Annotated in this window: 13 protein-coding genes and 2 pseudogenes; all 15 read left to right on the top strand. The window is 43.8% G+C overall.

What is annotated here, in order from left to right; all coding sequences use genetic code 11:
- Nucleotides 1–291: 291 nt before the first annotated feature.
- The 15 genes and pseudogenes from AC0MA3_RS19475 (at nt 292) to AC0MA3_RS19405 (ending at nt 21,523) form a co-directional block, all read left to right on the top strand.
- Nucleotides 292–891 (top strand): ATPase, encoded by a 600-nt coding sequence (locus AC0MA3_RS19475; protein WP_474657389.1) that lies wholly within the window; start codon nt 292–294, stop codon nt 889–891.
- Between the two features lie 62 nt (nt 892–953).
- Nucleotides 954–1,232: pseudogene (locus AC0MA3_RS19470) on the top strand (sigma factor); the annotation flags it as partial.
- A gap of 359 nt (nt 1,233–1,591) precedes the next feature.
- The gene (locus AC0MA3_RS19465; RefSeq protein WP_474657388.1) at nt 1,592–2,533 is read left to right on the top strand and encodes a carbohydrate ABC transporter permease; all 942 of its coding nucleotides are present in this window, start codon (nt 1,592–1,594) and stop codon (nt 2,531–2,533) included.
- Nucleotides 2,534–2,536: 3 nt separating this feature from the next.
- The gene (locus AC0MA3_RS19460) at nt 2,537–3,349 is read left to right on the top strand and encodes a carbohydrate ABC transporter permease (RefSeq protein WP_474657387.1); all 813 of its coding nucleotides are present in this window, start codon (nt 2,537–2,539) and stop codon (nt 3,347–3,349) included.
- A 43-nt stretch (nt 3,350–3,392) separates the two neighbouring features.
- Complete coding sequence (locus AC0MA3_RS19455) at nt 3,393–5,756, top strand: glycoside hydrolase family 65 protein (protein WP_474657386.1); 2,364 nt, start codon at nt 3,393–3,395, stop codon at nt 5,754–5,756.
- Nucleotides 5,753–6,430 carry a beta-phosphoglucomutase gene (gene pgmB / locus AC0MA3_RS19450; protein ID WP_474657385.1) on the top strand — a complete coding sequence of 226 codons (678 nt, stop codon included), beginning with the start codon at nt 5,753–5,755 and terminating at the stop codon, nt 6,428–6,430. Before AC0MA3_RS19455 ends, pgmB begins: the two co-directional genes overlap by 4 nt.
- Nucleotides 6,431–6,515: 85 nt before the next feature.
- Nucleotides 6,516–8,288 (top strand): sensor histidine kinase, encoded by a 1,773-nt coding sequence (locus AC0MA3_RS19445; RefSeq protein ID WP_474657384.1) that lies wholly within the window; start codon nt 6,516–6,518, stop codon nt 8,286–8,288.
- On the top strand, nt 8,288–9,943 hold the full coding sequence (locus AC0MA3_RS19440) for a response regulator transcription factor (protein WP_474657407.1): 1,656 nt from the start codon (nt 8,288–8,290) through the stop codon (nt 9,941–9,943). Before AC0MA3_RS19445 ends, AC0MA3_RS19440 begins: the two co-directional genes overlap by 1 nt.
- A 110-nt stretch (nt 9,944–10,053) precedes the next feature.
- Nucleotides 10,054–11,331 carry an ABC transporter substrate-binding protein gene (locus AC0MA3_RS19435; RefSeq protein ID WP_474657383.1) on the top strand — a complete coding sequence of 426 codons (1,278 nt, stop codon included), beginning with the start codon at nt 10,054–10,056 and terminating at the stop codon, nt 11,329–11,331.
- A gap of 143 nt (nt 11,332–11,474) precedes the next feature.
- Entirely contained in the window at nt 11,475–16,370 is a 4,896-nt protein-coding gene (locus AC0MA3_RS19430) for an S-layer homology domain-containing protein (protein WP_474657382.1), read from the top strand.
- Nucleotides 16,371–16,464: 94 nt separating this feature from the next.
- Nucleotides 16,465–16,611 (top strand): annotated as a pseudogene (locus AC0MA3_RS19425) (sigma factor); the annotation flags it as partial.
- Between the two features lie 442 nt (nt 16,612–17,053).
- Nucleotides 17,054–18,922 carry an RHS repeat domain-containing protein gene (locus tag AC0MA3_RS19420; RefSeq protein ID WP_474657381.1) on the top strand — a complete coding sequence of 623 codons (1,869 nt, stop codon included), beginning with the start codon at nt 17,054–17,056 and terminating at the stop codon, nt 18,920–18,922.
- 11 nt (nt 18,923–18,933) lie between these two features.
- Nucleotides 18,934–19,353: a hypothetical protein gene (locus tag AC0MA3_RS19415; RefSeq protein ID WP_474657380.1), complete on the top strand. Its 420-nt coding sequence runs from the start codon at nt 18,934–18,936 to the stop codon at nt 19,351–19,353.
- Between the two features lie 121 nt (nt 19,354–19,474).
- Nucleotides 19,475–20,619, top strand: a protein-coding gene (locus AC0MA3_RS19410) for an IS3 family transposase (protein ID WP_474657379.1) whose coding sequence is annotated in 2 segments (ribosomal slippage) — nt 19,475–19,766 and nt 19,766–20,619 — 1,146 coding nt in all. Because the reading frame shifts where the segments join, the coding sequence is not laid out codon by codon here.
- Nucleotides 20,620–21,187: 568 nt separating this feature from the next.
- On the top strand, nt 21,188–21,523 hold the full coding sequence (locus tag AC0MA3_RS19405) for a DUF7674 family protein (protein ID WP_474657378.1): 336 nt from the start codon (nt 21,188–21,190) through the stop codon (nt 21,521–21,523).
- Nucleotides 21,524–21,550 lie beyond the last annotated feature (27 nt).

Below are 21,550 nucleotides of genomic sequence, written 5' to 3'. Positions count from 1 at the left end.
TGTTTTATGATTTAGATAATCATAAAATTACTGTATTATGTATTAAGCTCTAAGCTGAAATAATATGCGCTATACTGTGGTATACTCGAACTATAAGTGGGAAATGAGGTGTTTGTGTAATGATGAATCTTACGAAGGACCTTGCTAAATTGATCCGGTTAACGGGTGACCGAGCGAAGTTGGATGCTAAAGCAAATGGAACATATATAGTATATAAGACAAATGAGGGACAAATTGTTAGAGAATATAGTACGGGTAAGATCGAGAAAATGAATGAACAGGATTTCATCAATGAATGATACACAGGCAACGATGTATGTGTTTGCAGGTAATAATGGAAGTGGTAAGAGCACAATCCGCAACTTGATTGTTGACCGGCTTGGAGTAAGTGTAAATATTGATCCGGATGCACTAGCCCGTAAAATTAATCATGAAAATCCTGAAAAAAGTAAAGTATCCGCTGGAAAAGAAGCTATAAGGATAGCCAGGGAGTGTATCCGAAATAAGTGGGATTTCACTGTGGAAACCACTTTAGCGGGTGGTAACGTTATAAGGCAGATGAGAGATGCAAAGGGACATGGCTTTGAAATTATTGTGTTTTATGTGGGACTAGGGGATGTTCGGCTAAATATTGAACGTGTTGCTCTACGTGTGAAAAACGGTGGTCATCATATTGAAACCGAGGATATTGTTAGACGCAATGTAACAAGTATGAATAATCTGGTATCTCACTTAGACCTTATTGATCAATTAATTGTTGTTGATAATAGTAAAGCTGATGGGGAGTTTATTCTTGAAGCAGATAAAAACGGGATAAAGTATTATTTAAATGAATTACCTGAATGGGTTAAAATAATCGATAAACAATTACAGATTAAATACAAAACATAAAATAACCAATTCGAATCGGGAACGATCGTGATTGGTTTATTTTTTTGACATCGCATCGTGTCCACAATCTCAAAAAATTCGACAATACAGGTGAAGATATGGAGGATCTCATCTCCATCGGCACCATTGGACTGATTAAAGCGATTGGAAGCTACCGCCCGAACAAAGGCACGAAGCTTACGACCTTTGCCGCCCGCTGTATCGAGAATGAAATCCTGATGCATTTGAGATCGCTTAAAAAGACCAAAAAGGAGCTGGGGATCTCGCGGAGTTATGTGTCGCGGATTGAGAAGAGGGCGCTCATGAAACTGTATCATGAGTTTTATAAGGTGAAGCGGTGAGCGAATTAATAACAAAAAGTAGTATTTATAAAAAATGAAACGTTTAAAAAGCGACTTGTCTACAGACGAGTTGCTTTTTTTATGATTTTTTTAGTAATAAGATTTAGAAATTAACCCCAATTTATCACAGCATGGTTTAACTACACCTGCCGAAATGTAGAGAGGATCGGATTGAGCAAGTGAAGGACCCTTGGTTTTTTTCTAGTTTATTTCCAATTGAAAAAGGCCAAGTAAAAATCCTCGGATTCAAGTAAATATCCTCTGTTTTCCCTGGTTATTCCACCTCTTATGATTAAGATACCTAATCGGATTCGAGTACTGAATGCCTGTGACAGGGAAACTAGAAGGAGGATACAGAAATGGAGCAAGACAGAGTAGCAAGTTTGAAAGCGGGGCGTTCTCCATCACAGATATGGATGAGATGGGCTTCTTCATCTAAATTTGTAGGCTATTTATTCGTAGCGCCTATCCTTATTTTTATGGGAATTTGGTTTTACTATCCTTTAATACAGTCTTTTGTATACAGCTTTCAGGATATCAGTTTCTTAAATCCGGGGGCCGCAAAGTTTATCGGATTACAAAATTATACGGAAATGCTGAAAGACAGCGATTTTTGGGGAGCGTTAAAAAATTCAGCCATTATAACGGCGGTTGCGGTCCCGCTGCAGTCGGTCATTGCCTTGTTTATCGCCGTGGGCTTGAACAAGATCACACGCCTCAAGACAACGTTCCGTACGTTGTTCTACCTGCCTTACATCACATCCACGGTGGCGGTTACGACCGTATTTATGTACTTGTTTATGCAGCAGGATGGGATTGCGACGAAATTTTTTACGCTGTTCGGAATGGAGGATGTATCCTGGTACGCCAGTACGAAATATGCGCTGCCTTTCCTCATATTAATTACCATTTGGACTTATGTAGGTTTCTATGTGGTTGTATATCTGGGCGGATTACAGAACATTCCTTATGATATCTATGAGTCAGGAATGGTGGATGGGGCCAATGCATGGCAGCGTCTGCGCTATATCACGATTCCGATGCTGAAGCCGACAACCTTTCTTGTTTTAACCTCAGGCCTGATCTATGCGATGCAGCTGTTTGACCAGCCTTATGCACTCGCCCGGAACGGTTCACTTGGCAGTCCAGCCGGTGCAACGAGTACCATTGTTATTTATTTTTACAGCCAGGCATTCAGCTTTAACCGGGCTGGATATGGCAGTGCGGCAGCCTTTATCATCTTTGCACTGATTATCCTCTTAACTATTATTCAGAAACGTTTTGTAAAGGAGGACATTTAAGAGATGAGTAATGCAGGAAAGACAAGTACCCGCTATGCCCTGTTGTCCCTATGCTCTATCTTTTTTATTCTACCTTTTGGCTATGCCATATACACCTCATTGCTGGGCAAAAGCGACATTGGCCATTGGGTGGGCGTGGCCCGGTTAACCTTTAACAACTATAAGGACGTATTCGTTAACTCTGATATGACGATCTGGTACATTAACTCTACTGTTGTTACACTCGGCATCCTGATTGGAAATCTCGCGGTTAACACGATGGCGGCCTATTCACTGTCCAGACTGAACTATCCCGGGCGAGGACTAATCTTTTTTATCATTATCGGAATGATGATGATTCCTTACCAGATCACGATCATTCCGATCTATTCCATGATTGTGAAGTTAGGATGGCTGAACAGCTATCAGGGATTAATTATTCCCTTTATGTTTCAAGGCTTCCTTGTCTTTCTGATGAGGCAGTTCATGCTGAGTATTCCCAAGGAATTGGAAGAGGCGGCGGAGGTGGACGGCTTGACCAAGATCGGCATCTTCTTCCGGATTATCCTACCGTTGTCCAAAGGAGCGGTCGGAACGCAAATTATATTCAGCTTTACAGGAACCTGGAATTCGTTCGTATGGCCGGTTACGTTGGTTAACGACAGCCGATGGTACGTATTGACGGTGGGGCTGAATACGCTCAAGAATCGTTATTTTGAATGGCCGAATCTTACCATGACTGGTGTTGTGCTGCTCACGCTGCCAATCATCGTTGTGTTCCTGATCTTCCAGCGTCACCTTGTGCAAGGAATTGCTACGACAGGACTGAAGGGCTAATGAAAGAGTAGAATGCCAAAAGAGACAAAAGGAGGTTATTGTAGTGTTGAGATATGATATGGGCACAGGAGAGCTACGTAACTGGATCATAGGTGAAGGTTCCTTCAATGTGCGGCATTTGGCCAAATATGAGACGATTATGAGCTTGGGTAACGGATATATGGGGCTTAGATCCTGTACGGAGGAGTCGTACCCCCAAGAAACACGCAATTGTTTTGTTGCAGGAACATTCAATACATCAGGCGCTTCGGAGGTAACAGAGCTGCCGAATATAGCAGATGTTACGGAACTGGGCATTTGGCTTGACGGTGAGGGTTTTCATTTGGAAAAAGGACATGTGGAAGAAGAATACTCGCGTACCTTGAATCTCCAAACGGGTGAATTGACCCGTCATGTCATTTGGCGTAATGATAGAGGAAATACCTTCGGAATGATCTTCCGCAGGTTCGTATCTTTACATAATAAGCATTTGCTGGGTATGCGGGTCGAGTTGACACCGTGTACGATGGATGCCGAAATTTCAATACGTTCCGGTATTAACGGACAGGTTACCAATTCCGGAGCGCAGCATTTTGCAGAGGGAGATAAACGCATTCATGATAAAAAAGTGATTCAATATGCGGCCACAACAACAGAATCCAATATTCATGTGGTAACTCATTGCCTTCACCGTTTTCTGGTGGATGAATCGGAGGTTGCGGCAGAGCCGCGTTTACTGATTGAGCGGAGAAAAGTATTCACAGAGCACACATTCCGGATTGAAGCAGGCCAGACCTTGGTGTTAGAGAAAATAGCCAATATTCATACGTCGCTCGATCTTGAGCACAGGGATCAGATGCCCGAGGAGCTGTGCGAGGCCGCCCTGGATGAACTGCGTCTGGAGTCCATGAAAGGGTATGAGAAGCTCCTGCAGGACAGCACAAGAGCGTTGCAGGAGAAGTGGGCAGCGGTGGATATTCAGATTGCGAGTGTGAGGGAGTTCGATCAGCTGGCCATCCGGTTTGCGCAATATCATCTGGTCATTATGGCTCCGGCGCATGATAACCGCTTCGGCATTGCTGCGAAAGGCTTGACGGGCGAAGGCTACAAGGGCCATTCCTTCTGGGACACAGAGATTTTCATTCTGCCGTACTTCTTGTTCACTAATCCAGGTATGGCCCGCAATTTAGTGGAATACCGGTATCATACCTTGGACGGCGCACGCCGGAAAGCGAAGGAGAACGGCTATAAAGGGGCTATGTATCCCTGGGAATCTGCCCTGACCGGAGACGAAGTGACTCCTGAATGGGGCCCCGTGGATGTGGTCACAGGAACCCCCACCAGAATATGGACGGGATTGATCGAACAGCATATTACAAGCGATGTGGCATACGGGGTGTGGCAGTATTATCTGGCTACGGGGGATCAGCTTTTTATGGATACCAAAGGATACGAGATCATCATGGAGACGGCAACCTTCTGGGCAAGCCGCCTGACTTGGAACGATGCGCGCCAATGCTTCGAGATCAGGGATGTTATTGGACCGGATGAATACAAAGAGCATGTTGATAATAATGCTTACACGAACTACATGGCACATTGGAATTTACAGACCGCCATGGCTTGTTATGAAGAACTGCAGCGCGAACCATCCGGCATGTGGAAACAGATGAGAGACCGGCTGCAGCTGGATAAGTCATATGAAGAGTGGAAGCTGAAGGCAGAGAACATCTATCTGCCGCTGCCGCGGGAGACAGATTTGGTTATTCCCCAGGATGATACCTTTTTGAGCAAGAAGCTCATTGATTTGACGAAGTATCGCAATCAGCAAGAGGTGGCTCTGATTCTGGAAGATTATAATATGGATCAGGTGAATCAAATTCAAGTGTCCAAGCAGGCGGATGTAATGGTGCTCTTTTACCTACTTGAACATTGTTTCAGCTATGAGGTGAAGCAGGCGAACTGGAAGTATTATGAGCCGAAGACACTCCATGATTCTTCACTCAGTATGGCAACGCACAGCATTCTGGCTTCGGATCTGGGGGAGTCAGAGCTGGCATACCGGCTCTTCGGTCTGGCGGCAGGCATTGATCTTGGACAGAACATGAAGTCATCCGATCAAGGCATACATACAGCATCCATCGGCGGGATATGGAAGTGTGTAGTGTTCGGTTTTGGCGGAGTGCGTGCACTGGGTGGCCAGCTTCGTATCCATCCGCGGCTTCCTGAAGCATGGGATTCTCTCGCCTATCCGTTATATTGGCAGGGTGATCTTTTGAAGGTTCATATTACGCATGAAGCTTTAGAGATTGCGAAGCTAACGGATATAAATAAATCGCTGAACCTGTCGATTAAGGGGCAGAATTATTCGCTGGATGCTAAAGAATCTATTACCATTCCACTTGCAAAGAGGGGCGAATTCGCTTGAGATCTGTTAAAGCTTTTATCTTTGACCTCGATGGAGTAATTGTAGATTCTGCAGAATATCATTATCAAGCTTGGAAGCAACTTGCAATGGAATTAGGAATTTCTTTTGATCGTTCCTATAACGAACGGTTGAAGGGAGTTAGCCGTATGCAATCCCTGGAACTTATACTGGAGAATTCGGAACATTCCCGGATCTATAATGCAAATGAGAAGCTCATTCTTGCTGACCGGAAGAATGAGCATTACAAGCAGTTAATCGAACAGATTACACCGGCTGATCTGCTTCCGGGTATTGCACGGCTGCTGCATGAGATTCTTGAAGCTGGCCAAAGAATCGGGCTGGCTTCCGCAAGCCATAATGCACCAGCTATCGTTCAGCGGCTGCAGATCGCGGACTGCTTCGGTGTAATTGTTGATCCGGGGACGTTAAAGAAAGGCAAGCCCGATCCGGAGATATTTCTCAACGCTGCTGACCAGCTTGGGGTGCTTCCTGGGAGCTGTATCGGAATTGAAGATGCTAAGGCAGGAATTCAGGCCATCCAGAGCGCAGGGATGTTCGCGGTAGGAGTGGGTGATCCTGTCTCCATGCAGGGAGCAGATATGATCATCGGGCACGATGAACTGAATTACTCAAACATTGTCGATTATTATCATAGATTGTTAAATAATGTCTAAATAACGCGCTAAATTTATGCTATGATTGATTCCGAAAATACGGATTCAATCTTTTTTTGACTTGCAGCGAACGGTGGGGAATGGAATGGGATTAATCAAGTTTAAGGATCGCAGCATGAATCAGAAGCTGTTTCTAACCTATGTATTTTTGATCATTATTCCGCTTATCTTAATCGGTTCCATCTCTTACACTTATTCGATTTCATTTCTGGAAGGAAGAATTGTTAATTCATTTAAGGAACTGAATCGGCAGATGAGGACCAGTACAGATGCATTCCTGAAGAACATGCTTCGTGTCTCGGAAAGCCCGTTCTACGATCAGGAGCTTCTGACTATTTTGTCGAAAAATTATAAGACCTTTGAGTTTCCTCTCTATGAGAAATCTTCTGATTTCAAATATATCAATGACGAATTCTTCCGCAAAATATTTCTGTTCAACAGCGATATTGATTCTCTAGTTATTTATGCGGACAACAATGAAGTGGCCTATCGAAAAGGCTATCAGGTCATTTATAACTACGATTATAAGCCGTTCGACGAACCATGGTTCCGGCAAATTGAGGAGAAGCGGGGACAACCGGTCGTAGTGGGCCTTCATTCGGAGAAGCAGGTCAGCAAGAACAACTCCGTGATGTCAGTCGGTCAGGTTATCGTGGACCCGGCTACTAGTCAGAAGCTGGGTACATTTATCGTGAACTTCCGGGATGCCGCACTCCTCAGACTATATCAGGGGTTAAATCCGGGCCCCGAAGCCGAACAACTGATTGTAGATGAGAACAATAAGATTCTATTTAGTACGGACAGCCGGGCAATAGGCCTGAATTTAGATGATCGGGTAAGTCAGGATGATCCGGAATACTATATTGTTCATAATACATCGGAAATCAGCGGCTGGAAGTTCTATTCCATTATTCACAAGCAAGCGATGTTCCACGAAGTCAACCAGATCCGGAATTTCATCGCGGTCATCGTGGGCATTACGATAATTACAGCTTTTTGCGTGGCGCTCCTTGTATCCCGAGGGATTACAAACCCGATCAAACAGTTAAGCAAAATGATGCGGAGAGTCGAAATAGGAGACTTTAATGTCAACATTGATATGAATAGACAGGATGAAATCGGGAGGCTGGGCTACGCCTTCAATGCGATGACCAAAGAAATTCAGCAGCTGATTGTAAGGATAAAGGAAGAGGAGCATCAGAAGCGGAGTGCAGAGCTGAACGCACTGCAAGCCCAGATCAATCCGCATTTTCTCTATAATACATTGTCTGTCCTAAGGTGGATGTCGCAGGCGCAAATGGCGGATAACATCACTGAAACACTGGATTCACTGATTGGGCTATTGACCTTCTCCGCTCGGAATACGAAAGAATTCGTAACGATTGAAGAAGAAATGGCCTTCATTCAGAATTATATTACTCTCTTGGAATTAAGATACTTCAACACCTTTGAGGCAACGTATCAAGTAGAAGAAGAGGTTCTACACTACCAGACGCTGAAATTTATCGTGCAGCCGTTTGTTGAAAACGCTATATTCCACGGTTTTACGAACGAAAAACACACTTATCGGTTAACTGTTGATGTCCGCCGCTATGAAAAGGGAGTCCGATTTATGATCAAGGACAACGGAATTGGCATGAGTCAGGAACAGGTCAAGCGGCTTATGGATAAGGCCAAGGACCAGGAGGGCATGAATTCAATCGGTGTACGGAATGTGGCAGAACGAATACAGCTTCATTTTGGCTCCCAATATGGAGTACAGATTAATACCTTACCCGGAGAGGGAACTACGGTCTTCATTGATATTCCTGTATTAATTAACACTGAGGAAGCCTCAGCCAAGGAGGGGATCTATTGATGAAAATCCTTATTGCCGATGACGAATCTTACATGAGAATGAGTCTGAAAACCTCATTGGATTGGGAGGCTTATGGTTTTCAAGTCATTGGGGAAGCAAACCACGGTGAAGATGCACTGGTCAAAATCGCTGAGCTGAGGCCGGACATCGTGCTTATGGATATCAAAATGCCGATAATGGACGGTCTGCAGGCATTGGAGAAATTGCAGGGCTGGAGTGATCCGCCAAAGGTCATCATGCTGAGCAGCTACAAGGAATTTGAATATGTGCGGGAGGGAATGCGCCTGGGCGCTTTGGATTACATTCACAAACCCAGCTTGGATGAGGCTGGAATATTCGATACCTTACGGCGTGCCCGTGAGACTATTATGCGGGAGCGGAAGCACACGGATGAAATAGTGAATTTGCGGCAAAGTGCCGAACGTGTCAAGCCCAATATGAAAGCGGTTTTTTTTAAGGAATGGTCGGAGGGAGCTATAAGGTATACCTGGGAGATTGCAGAAAAAATGAAAGAGTATGATGTTCGACTGCAGGAGCCCAATCTCGTTTGCTTTGCCTTTCATATCGACCAGTTCTCTAAAGTAAGGAAAAGATACAAGCAGGATATGGAGTATTTACTGTACTTTTCAATCCACAACATCCTGAGTGAGGTGTTTCGCAAGTTTGATGAGGTGGAATTCTTTCAGCATCGTCAGAACGGTTTTGCGATCTTTAAGACGTATTCCAGCCTCCGAAGTACGCAGAGTATTTACAGTGAACAATGGAATTTGATCAAAACGGTGCAGAATGCTCTGCATAAATTTATGAATATTAATGTCAGCTTTGGGATCAGTGCGCTTCATAACAGCCTATTGGATGTTCCAGTCGTATTGAAAGAAGCGGAGAAGGTACTGGAAAGTAATTTCTATGATAATGAATCGGGTGTGTTTTTTTATCAAGCGGAGGGTTCTGCCTCTGGACCGGGAAGTAAAGAGGATTTGAACAAGCATGTGTTTGAAAAAAAGCTCCAGTGGATCAAACAAGAAATTGAGAATGAACAGTGGGATCGAGTCCTTGTATCTATGGAGGGGTTATTTGAGGAGCTCCGGCAGAACCGGCAAATACCGAAACAGGAGATGCTGAGGATGGCAACGTATCTTCATTATGCCTTGAGCAGGGCTTGTGAAACAGAAACAGGTCTACCTATAGAAGGATTTCCTGCAATTGAGGAATTCTTCGAAGCGGAAAACCAGCAGCAAATTTACGGATTATTGGTGCAAGAGGCAGAGATTGTCCGGTATAAAAAGAATCTGAATGCCGCCTCACAGAAAATGAATCACAAGATCAGACTGGTTATTGACTATATCCATGAGTACTATGACCGGGATTTAAATTTGGAGGAATTATCTCATTACGTAGGGCTGAACCCCTCCTATTTGAGCCGCTTGTTTAAAGAACAGACAGGCATGGTTCTGATCCAGTATATCAATCAATATCGTGTGAACAAGTCACTGGACTTGTTGTTGAACAGTACAATGAAGACGTATGAAATTGCCGAGAGGGTAGGTTTTAAGAGCACGGATAACTTTTATATCGCCTTCAAAAGACTGATCGGCTTCCCTCCGAATGAGGTTCGCAAGAATCCAGAATTAATCCGCGAGTCCGAAACGATGTAAAGATTTTCAGTTTCATGTAAAGATCCTCTGTTTAGCCGGGTATGTCCGATTCCTTATGATAGAAGTACGTTCAACAATGTTGGCGAATTGAATCGAAGGGGATTAAATAGATGAAAAAAGCAATGACGCTCATACTGTGCTGCATCATGCTCACAGGTCTGTTGGCTGCTTGTTCTTCTAACAAAACCAATAATTCATCCGGGCAGACGACTAACGAAACCAATGCTGTAAAGGAAACAGAGAAACCTGCCGATCCGGTTGAAGTAAGCATGGCTTATTGGGCCAATTCAGCTGAACAAAAAAACTTCGAATTTATGGTTAAGGGTATTGAAGAAAAATATCCGGAGGTTAAGGTTAAGCTGCAGCAGTATCCGACAAGCGATGAATTCTGGAAAGCTGTGCCGGCTGCCATTGCTGCAGGTGTGGGTCCGGATATTATTGCCATGTCCGATGAAGGGAACTATGAGTACATTGCGAAAGGTGTGCTTGAGCCCCTGGATGAGCTGATGGAGACCGTTGGGTTTGACAAGAGCCGGATTACGGCTTCACTTTTTAAAGGCTGGACCGATAGCGGTAAATTATATGGTATACCTTATGACTCTTCCACTTCAATGCTCGCTATCAATAAAAAAATGTTTGATCAATCCGGCATTACCAAATATCCGGAGACGATGGATGAAATGCTGGAATTGGCTAAAGCGATGACAAAAGATGGCGTTAAAGGGATCGTAGGCAGCATTGATCCATTCCATATTACACAATATGTACACGCTTTCGGCGGAGGCTGGAATTTTGGCAAGACCATCAATTCTGCAGAGAATGTGAAAGGCCTCCAGTTCTTTGTAGATATGTACCTGAAATCCAAGGCAGCTATTGCACCGATTGAAATCGGCGCACCTTGGGACGGTGAGGTATTCTCGAAAGAGAAGGGTGCGATGTCTACAGCGGGCCCATGGTATGTTGGTTATTTGAAAGAGGCAAATCCGGGTCTGGAATTGATCGCTTTACCAATGCCTAAAGGTACTGTAAACGCACAAAGTGCTTACTCGCATGGACTCTCCATTCTACAAGGAAGCAAGAATAAAGAAGCGGCTATGAAGGTTATTGCTTACGCATTACGTGACGAAGCACAAATAGATGCTATAGAAACTGTGGGCTACTCGCCTGCCGTATCGTCACTGCTCCCGAAATATCTGGAGAAATATCCTGAGCTTAAGCCTGTATTCGATAATATGGAAAAGGCAGGCATGCCGTTCGCTTATCCGGAACAGACCAAAGCATTCCATGCGGATCTGCTGAAAGGTGTGGAAGAGATTATCTTTAAAGACGGAAAGCTGCCTGTGAAGGAATTGCTTGATGAATTACAAGAAAAGTATGGACAAAAGTAAGGCGGGAAACCGCAGGAGCTCTCTGAAGGAATAGTATTCGTAACAGAAAAGTCTGCGTTGTCCCACTCAGGAGATCGTGGACTTTTTTGTTACCATCCACGGACAACAAGTGAAAGGTAAATAAAATCAATGGAGGTAATGCAATGCTCAGGATACCATTCAGAAAAATGACAGCCGTGTTATTAATGTTTTCTATGTTTATAACATCAACTTCACTGGGCCTGCCTAAGGTAGCCTATGGGGCGGATGCTGCAGCAGGCTCCGCCGCACTTGAGATCGTCCAGAGTAATGTACAAGGGGAATTATCGCTTGATCTGTCACAGGTAGGTAATGTGGACTGGCTGCATCTGAAGGGTAACGGCCCGGATGATATCACCCAGATTAAAAAAGCGGCTCCAAGCTCTGTTACCTTTAATGTATACGGAAACGGTACCACGGGTACTGAGGGGAAACCTGATAAGGGAAATGATGTGAATTATCTGTCCTATTCCTGGAATGACGGTATGCCCGGATATGAAAGTGCTGTCAAAGATACAGGCTTCGGCGTGTTTTTCCCAAAGAACAGAGATGCGGGAATATATGATAATGTAGGCTGGACATTTAGGGTTTCACCACAGCCGCATGAGTCGACGGTCGTATTTGGGATCGGGATGTGGCAGTCTAGAGTGGCTGTGAAGATCTATGCAGATTCGAATCTTGTGGAGACCAGGGAAATCAGTGCAGGAGCTACCTCAGAAATATACAAGTATCAAATTAAGGTGCCGGCCAATGTGGAACTGAAAGTGGAAGGCCTGCAGACTGAAACTCTTTCACAATGGGGGAATATGTCATTCTCAGGGCTGGCACTGAGCAGCCGGGAGGTTACCGACAAAAGTATTTTGCAAAATGAATATAATAAAGTGAAGGATCAGCTTCAGGGTTTATACACGGATGAATCCTGGCAGCACTTTGTAAATGCAAGAGAAGAGGCCAAAGGCATCCTGGAAAAGGCCACCGCTTCTCAAGATGAAATTGACAGTGCACTAGTCTTACTTCATACTGCACAAGCCGCTCTGGTAAAAAGAGAAACAAACATTATGATCGATTTCACAGGTGCCGCAGAAAATGAATATGAGTTCGGCAGCACCGGGGATCAGCAGGACAGATATCAGACCTTTACGGTCGATGAGAGCTTTGAAATGCAGTATGTACAAGTAAATGTGAGAAAGATGTCCAATAATGTAAGTGATTTGACCGTTAAATTATATGGTACGGATAGTTCCGGATTCCCGGCAGGTACGCCCCTTGCAGAAACGGAGGTCAGCAGGGATCGTGTAACCGATGGAAGTATGACCACAATTCCACTTAGCTATAACCTCGCCGGAAATACACGGTATACACTGGTTTTATCACAGAAAAATCTGTATTCCGGTAAATACCGCTGGATGGTCATGAAGAAGAATGGAGATACGGCAAGTGAGTATTTCGGTAAAAGTGTCTCGGGAGCTTTCCAATCCGAAGCACACCTGGGTACAGGAATACTTAGGATTATTAAAAAGTCGGATACGGATCGAACGTCCCTACAGGCCTTGATCAATGAAATTACTAAATATAACTATAACAGTAAGCTGTACACTGTACAGTCATGGTCTGCCTTGGAAGCTGCATTGGTTCAAGCCAATCTGTATGTAAATAATTTCGATGCCAAGCAGGAAGAAATTAATGAGGCCCACAGTCAATTAAAGAATGCCAGGGATAATCTGGTAGTCAATATGGATATGGCTGCTTTTGCCGGTCAGATTGATCTAATTAGCCGGGCAGTCATTAAAGGGTATACCATCAGTTCAGTGAATACCATGAATGAGGCTGTCAAAGCTGCCAAGGCGCTGGATGCAAACGCTTCGGACAGCGATAAATTAACCGCATACTCCGCTGTGTTGGAAGCGGTTCATAACTTGAAGGTCTCGGGCAAATACAAGTATGAAACGAATGAGCAATTGACAACGGCCTTTGGTTTTGAAGGTGACAAGAATGCATCTCTTGGATTTCTGGATGGTTCCTATCAGATCGGAGGAAGCCGTCCCGAACAGCATGGCCCGGTTGCCCCTAAACAACTGGTTACCTTCGGCGTGACCGATACAAGTAACATTCAATGGACTAAGGGTGAAGGTTATTTACCGGTATTGATCAGTGAATATACCAAGAATAAAATGACATACAAGATTGAGACCTTTGCTAACAAACATACGGTAAACAACAAGGATTATGTCATCAACTATTCCAGAATAACGGCTACGAATCATTCAAGCGATATTATGCTCTTGCCGGTGGTATCAGGAAATCTGATTCCAATCAATGCGGCCGCTGCGAATACTTACACGGCTCAGCCCGGAGAGAGCGTTGTGAGAGAATATGCGATTGAAGCGGATAAGTATGAGTACTTTGACAAGAACGCAACCCAGTTTACTTCACTGACTATGGAGCAGGTGGCTGTTCAGGGAACGTTTGAAGATAACTACAATGAAATGAAAGCCTATTGGCAGACCAGACTCTCCAAAGTCGTTGATATCGATTTGCCGAACGGAGAGCTTGAGAATGCATTCAAGTCCGGTTATATCGATACAATGATCATTAAGGACAATACTTACCTGCATGTAGGTGAAAACGGATATGCCCGGTTATTTTCTCATGATACGCTGGGGATTCTGGTTGATTTAATTCAGAGCGGAGATTTCAACCATGCTCAGGATTATCTGAAGAGTATCCCTTTGACAGGCGGAATCAATATTGAGACAGGTCAGGTCGACAGCAATCTGTATTGGGATACCAACTGGAAGATTCCATGGGCTTATGCTGTTTATTTAAGCAAGACAGGTGACGCCTCGATCTTTGATGAACCGATGACTGCTGATGACGGTTCTGCCGGCACCGTATTTGAGAAGCGAGTGAAATTCGGTGCGAGAAGCATTGAGAGTGACCGCAACGCGGACGGGATTATGAAAAAAACATATGCGATTGATTCGGAGGGGAATTGGACCATTGACAACTATTCTGCCCTGACCGGTCTGACCGCTTATGAGTACTTAACCCGGGAATTATATCGTTTGAAGAATGACGAATATTATTTGCATGAGGCGGAGTGGGCCAAAGACCGGTATGATGATTTATTAGCCAAATTCACAGCCGAATTGCAGCAAACAATAACCGGTAAAGGGCTTGATTATATTCCGGCATCGGTCGTAGAAAGCAATGATGAGAACCGCATGAGAGATTCAAGGGATGCGAATTGGGCTTCCATGTTCCTGTTCGGCAGATGGCACTGGGACGGGTATCTGTACGGAGCGGAGCAGCCGGAAGACAATATTAACCTGACAATGCTGGATGATACGTATTCATACGGAATAAACAGACGCATTCAAGAGGATACCACAGATTCTCCGTACAACTTCGGTGGTTATCCGCATGGCTTCTATTCAAGCGCCTATAACGCTGGTTATGGTAGTGCTGCGCTGCGTGGAGAAGAGTACCGGGATATGGGCATTAAAGCTTACGAATTCATGATTGAACATTCAATGAGCGGACCGTTCAGCTGGTGGGAAGGCATCAATTATCCCGTCGCGGGAAGCCCTTGGGCACAAAGTAATGACCGTTTGAATCTGCAGAATACTCCAGGCGGCGGCGGATCGGCGCAGCATATGTGGGGACAATCTGTAAATTCCAAAGTGTTGATTGACTCTCTGATTGCCGAAAGAATTTCTGATCACAATCAGAAGTATGAGATTATCGTGGGCCGCGGTATCCCTAAGGAATGGGTCACTGAAGCTGCACAGCATAATAATGTAGTGGCGAGTGTGCAGAACTATCCTGCACTTCAAGGAGGCAGAGTTGGATATAGTGTCGCCCGAAAGGACAATCAACTCGTTGTTACCTTTAACAGCGATATGCAACAAGCTAAGATTGAAGCTGGAAAAGTTAATTTTAGCGTTCAACTGCCAAGTTTGGTGAACAACATTGCGGCTGTATCTACAGGTACAGTAGATAATGAAAAAGGTATCGTTACCGTCCCATTAAATACGGCCTCCGTAACGATAACTTTAGGAAACTTGCCGAAACCGCTGGATGTAAATCTGGATAAGGATCGTCTTGAAATCGGCTATGCGGCTGGAGACCTCAAGACCTCGGTTACGAAGGATGTTATTTTGCCGGCTGTAGGCGAGCATGGCAGTGTGATCACCTGGACCTCAAGCAAACCCGATATCATTTCTGTCACAGGGAAAGTCAACCGTCCATCCAGCACAACCGAGGTAACTCTGTCAGCAACCCTTAAGAAAGATGGAGCAGAAGCACAGAAAAGCTTCGTGTTAACGGTTCTGAAAGCAGAAGTGAAGCCAGACGAAGGTTCGGGCAACACCGGCAATACTGGTAACACCGGAAATGCTGGCAATTCCGGAAATACAGGAAATACAGGAAATACAGGAAACACAGGAAACACAGGCATCGCCGGAAATGCTGGTCAGCCTAAGTTTAAAGATGTAGATAAGCATTGGGCTCAAGAGAATATCATAACAGCAGTGGAACGCAATATTGTGAAGGGTTATGAAGACGGAACTTTCCGTCCTAATGAAAAGGTTAGCCGCAGTGAATTTGTGGTCATGCTGGGTCGTGCGTTGAACGTGGATTCTGAGCCATCCAGGGTTTCCTTCAAAGATGAGGGAAGCATTCCGTCATGGGCGAAGTCGTATGTTGCAAATGCGGTTAAATCCGGCTGGGTTACAGGCTATATAGACCAAACCTTCCGGCCGGATGCAAAGATAACCCGCTTAGACATGATTGTAATGATCGTCCGGGCGCTGGGTTTGAAGACAGACTTTACTGCAAAGGCTCAATTTACAGACGTGGATCACATTCCTTCATGGGGACAGCAGTATGTAGCAGCTGCATATGAGGCAGGTCTAATCGAGGGTAATAATCGTAATGAATTTGCTCCAAATGATCAGGCAACAAGGGCGGAAGCCATAACATTGGTTTTAAGGTTGCTTAAAGAAGTTGAACAGCAATAGATAGTATACAACAAATGAGGCTGACGTCCGGAGTTCAGGACGTCAGTTTTTTGCACGCTTGGCAGCGCATCGTGCTAATGGATGAGAGTCCCAAGTGTACGCAAGTGGCGGAAATACACAGTTTTTTACATCGCATCGTGTCCACAATCTCAAAAAATTCGATAACACGGGTGAGGATATGGAAGATTTGATATCCATCGGAACGATCGGACTTATCAAAGCCATTGAAAGCTACCGCCCAAAATTCAAGCGGAGCTTATGTATAACCATTCGACCAGCCCGGTGTAAACAAGTTGTATCCTTTCGAGAATTTGCCGGTAGAATATTCAAAGTCTCGTGCCAATAACTCTGTTTAATTGCGGCTCAAGATGGAATCGTCGACGATGAACACACGCACCCAATTGGAGGAAATGAGCGATTCGAAATCGCGAATGGACTGGACGTTTAACACCTGTAAAAAGCGCCGCCGAGCAAAAGAAATAGATAACATCTTTGCCTGGAGATCCACTCCACGTTGAATCGTTGGGGTCCGACTGAACGAGGGGGAGATATAAACATATTTTGGGCAGTGCACGTATAACTCAGATAATCAACTCACTGGAGCTAAAGTACAGGAGACAGGTGAGGAAGAGCTTTACTTATATAATCAAAATGGAAGTTTATTAGCTGCCATCAATGGAGAAATGATCGACCGGTTCACCTATACAGACAATGGTTGGCTGAAACAATATAACCGTAACGGGGATATGCATGTAGCTTACCAATATAACCTGGAAGGACAGCAAGTGTCTGTTGAAGATGCAACCGGGACTCGAACGAATTACTCCTACAATGAAGCAGGCCAAATGCAGCAGGTTCATAGTAACGGGAAAATGGTTGCTGAGTATCAGTACAATAGGGATAATGAGATATCCAAGATCCTGAACGCCAATGGTACATCCATAGCTTATACTTACGACAAGAATCAGAACACGCTGGGTGTGACAAGTAAGAATGGGCAGAGCCAGGTGCTGGATCAACGATCCTATACCTACGATAATAATGGCAACAAAGTAGCAGCGCTGGAGAACGGTAAAACCACCAAATACACCTATGATAAATTACAGCAGCTGACGAGCGTTCAAGATTCTAAGACTTCGGAATCCTATAGTTATGATCAAGCAGGCAATCGGCTTAGTCATAAGACAAGCGTTCAAGAAACAACCTATGAATATGATGCGAATAACCGTTTGTTAGGTACGCTTACGGATGGGGTGAAGACTAGCTATACCTATGACCCGAATGGGAATATGTTATCTGCCGAAGGTCCGACCAGTAACCGAACCTACACGTATGATGGATTCAACCGTTTAATTGAGTCTGATCTGAGCGATGGAACCTGGATGACATACAGCTATGATCCACTTGGTATACGGTCGGGCATTACCGAGAATGGGATGCAGACGAATTTTATATTTAGCGGATCAGGAATGATTGCTGAAGTAACTCCAGATGGGCAACGTGTATCCAGTTATATTCGAGGGAATAATCTATTGGCATTGACGGATGCGCAGGATAAGCAATATTCGTATCTTCAAGATGCCCATGGGGATATCGTTGGCTTGACGGATTCGAGTGGCAAACTTACGAGCTCCTATACGTACGATGCATTTGGTAACATCAACAAGGTAGCCGATGGAGTTGACAACCGATTCGGATATTCTGGAGAGCAGTTAGATCCGATTACCGGACAAGTCTACTTAAGAGCCCGTAACTATGCCCCATCTCTGGGACGGTTTATTAATGAGGATACGTATGAAGGGCAGACTGATGATCCGCGGAGTTTGAATTTGTATACGTATGTGAGTAATAATCCGTTAAGGTATGTTGATCCGAGTGGACATAAACTTGAGCAATCTTATGGGTACGATAAGTTCCTAAATCCAGTTGCCATGTATGAACTCAATGACTACCAAAAAGCATGGAGTCTCTTGGACGATATGAGTTCTAAACAGTATAATAAGTATGTTAAGGAGACCGGAAAATCAAAAGAGTTGGAAGCAGCCAGTGCCGATGCGTTAAGAAATAATGCATGCAATTATCTTTCTAATGGTTGCATGGAAGGGACTGCGGAGTTCGTATATTCTGGACGTGGTTTTTTAGCCATAGAATATACCTGTGAGGAAGGTTCGAAATCTACTTTGGTTTTAGATCAACAAAGGGGAATATTGAGTGAGAAGGATGCTTTCCTAAGAATAATAACCAGTGATATGAATGTGACAGCATCTTTATATTACGTTAAGCCTTCTGCTTCCAATCAGTATTGGCAAAATGTTGGTGATCTAAGCGCTTATATAAAGGCAAATGGCTATGTTTATGGGCAAGCAGAGTATCCGACAACTGATATGTTTAAAGTAAAGGTATTTGATAGAAATGGGAATCTTGTTGGAAATCTACACATTGGGCAAACTTTAACAAATTCTAAAAGCACTTATCGATATAGGGATCACTTTCACCCAACAATAAATCCTTCAATGCATTTATATGGTGATGACGAAGAATATCCTTGGTAAGGAGATGTGAAATGTCAGTCTATTATTTAGAGCAAATTTTTAATAGAGAGAATGGTCTTGATTTTTTGTTAGAGTTAGTATTTCAATTCCCAGAGAAAGAGGAGTTTTTGTATTTTGAGTATGGTTATTCTTATATTAGTCCCTTTAAATATAAGAACATTAAACACTTTGAGGATAAAGTAAACAGCACCTGGTATAGCCCCAAAGATAAGGAAGAAGCACATTTAGTTGTAGACCATGATTTCGTTTTAAACTGTATAGTATTAAAGAAAGATGGTGACATGGATTCGTGTAAGTTTAGAATGAGAATAGTCGAGATTGAATCTATCGAGTTAATGGTAACAGAATATGAGGAGGGTGATTTTCAGAGCCTGCTAAATACGAGTTTAAAACCGTATTTAGACTTAGGAGTAACAGTTCAAAAAGATTAAACAATCAAAACCACATGTGATCGAAATGGGACTGACCCCATAACTGAGACAAATCAAAACACCTTCAAGAGAATGGAACCTTGTCGTAAGATAGGGAGATAACCTTGGAGGTGTTTTTGCGTTGGCAACCAGAGTGAGCTACCCCGTAGAAATAAAGATGAAAGCTATAGAATTGAGATTGGCAGGAGTACCAGTAAGTGAGGTTATGAGGCAGTTGGGCATACGAAATAGGGCACAACTCTGGGTATGGATGAAGTGGTATCGAGAAAACGAAATTCATCGTATGGAGCAGCCTGTAGGTAAGCAATACAGTTACGGTAAAGGTCCAGAACACTCCTCGGAGCTCGAAAAAGTAAAAGCAGAAAACCGATTCTTGAAGCAACAATTAGACTTGTTAAAAAAGTACGAGGAACTGGAAAGGAGGTGGAACCAGAGGTTGTCATTGCCTGGGTCGAGTCCATCCGAGAAGAAGTGACGGTGTCTGAGGCCTGTACAAGGCTCGGGATCGCTAGAGCTACCTATTACCGCTGGAAGGCAGCCGCCAAGACCGAGCATCCAGATCCGACGGTAGAGAAAATTGCTCAGCTTTGCAATCAGCATAAGTTCCGGTATGGATACCGAAAAATCACCGCCCTGCTCCGGTCAGAAGAGCCCATAAACCACAAACGGGTTCAGCGAATCATGCAACGTGAGGGACTGCAGTGCCGCGTGAGGATGAAGAAACGAAAGACCACGGGGCAACCAGCACAACCTGCGGAACATCTGTTAAAACGGCAATTTCATGCAGTAGCTCCCTTACAAAAACTAGTCACTGACATTACGTATTTTCCGTTTGGCGGCAAGATGTTATACCTTTCAAGTATTTTGGATCTGTACAACGGAGAGATTGTCGCTTACAGTATAGCGGACAAGCAGGACACGTCCTTGGTTTTGGATACGCTGGACCAACTTCCAGAGCAAACAAATATGCTGCTCCATAGCGACCAGGGCAGCGTGTATACGTCTCAGGCGTACCAGAACGTAGTCAAAGGAAAAGGCATTACCATGAGTATGTCCCGTAAAGGAACGCCCGCTGATAATGCCCCCATTGAATCGTTTCATTCCACACTAAAGTCTGAAACGTTCTACCTCGAAGATCTCATGTGTACAACGACTGCAATCGTTGAACAGACCGTTCGAGACTACATCACTTACTATAACTCAATTCGGATTCAAGCGAAACTGAATAACCAGTCGCCGGTGGATTACAGGCGACTGGCTGCTTAAACTTGTAAGGTGTTTTGATCCCTGTCTCATAAACGGGGGTCAGTCCCAAATGCTCAGTGTCGTTTTTTTCTTACCCAGTCCCTAAATACTGGATCCATACTTGAAAAAGCAACTTCCTCCCAAATTAGTATTCTCAGTTTATGAAGTTTGTATAGCTTGATAACAACTCAAACAACAGCTCCCACAACTGGCATGAGTATTAATGAAGTTACTAAACTGTTAGACAAAATGCCCGAATTTACTGGTTCTACTAGAGATAAATTATTATCTACTTATTCAAAGTGGTGATTTAAGCAAAATAGTAAATGAGCTTTATAGACCAGGTGCAACATTTGGAGATGGTGGGACTACTTTTAAACTGACACAGGAGTTTTACGAGGGTACTTCAAAGCATCTAGTAAAAGCAATGGAACGGTTAAATCTAAATGATCTAGCGAAATCCGGGAAACTTGGTCTTAATGACTTAGATATACTTGATGCTTTAAGAGATGATTTAGAGAACGCAATAAAACTGTTTAAATAGGAGTTGGTGGTTATGAATAAAAAATCAGAAGAATTCTTGTGAAAAATGTTAGATTTCTTACCTTCAACTGATGATGCGTATAGAAAATCAATCGCGGTTCACGGTAAGGTGCTAGAAACTGTCATAATGGAGGACATCTTCATGCCGGAAATAATTAAACTATTAAGCGAGGAAAAAAACATTAATCTGTTAGAAAGTATTTTTAAATATTTTGAAGAAGTATCTAACTGCGAAGATACTCACTTAAATAATGTTTTTTCAATTACGGCATTAGAAATACTCGGAAATGATAGAGCGATCCTAAGGACTGCACAGAAATACATGGGACCTAAAACGATACAACTTCAAATAGAAGCTGATAGAGACTTAGATCGAATCTAGTCAGTACAGACACGTAATACATTGGGA

The organism is Paenibacillus sp. LS-5, from assembly GCF_056121505.1.
Note: the sequence above shows the minus strand (reverse complement) of the source record. Positions and strands in the feature narration are given on the sequence as shown.

Coding starts and splice junctions, on each gene's coding strand:
- AC0MA3_RS19475 (WP_474657389.1), top strand. CDS start 292: ATGAATGATACACAGGCAACGATGTATGTGTTTGCAGGTAATAATGGA.
- AC0MA3_RS19465 (WP_474657388.1), top strand. CDS start 1,592: ATGGAGCAAGACAGAGTAGCAAGTTTGAAAGCGGGGCGTTCTCCATCA.
- AC0MA3_RS19460 (WP_474657387.1), top strand. CDS start 2,537: ATGAGTAATGCAGGAAAGACAAGTACCCGCTATGCCCTGTTGTCCCTA.
- AC0MA3_RS19445 (WP_474657384.1), top strand. CDS start 6,516: ATGGGATTAATCAAGTTTAAGGATCGCAGCATGAATCAGAAGCTGTTT.
- AC0MA3_RS19440 (WP_474657407.1), top strand. CDS start 8,288: ATGAAAATCCTTATTGCCGATGACGAATCTTACATGAGAATGAGTCTG.
- AC0MA3_RS19435 (WP_474657383.1), top strand. CDS start 10,054: ATGAAAAAAGCAATGACGCTCATACTGTGCTGCATCATGCTCACAGGT.
- AC0MA3_RS19430 (WP_474657382.1), top strand. CDS start 11,475: ATGCTCAGGATACCATTCAGAAAAATGACAGCCGTGTTATTAATGTTT.
- AC0MA3_RS19420 (WP_474657381.1), top strand. CDS start 17,054: ATGATCGACCGGTTCACCTATACAGACAATGGTTGGCTGAAACAATAT.
- AC0MA3_RS19415 (WP_474657380.1), top strand. CDS start 18,934: ATGTCAGTCTATTATTTAGAGCAAATTTTTAATAGAGAGAATGGTCTT.
- AC0MA3_RS19405 (WP_474657378.1), top strand. CDS start 21,188: ATGTTAGATTTCTTACCTTCAACTGATGATGCGTATAGAAAATCAATC.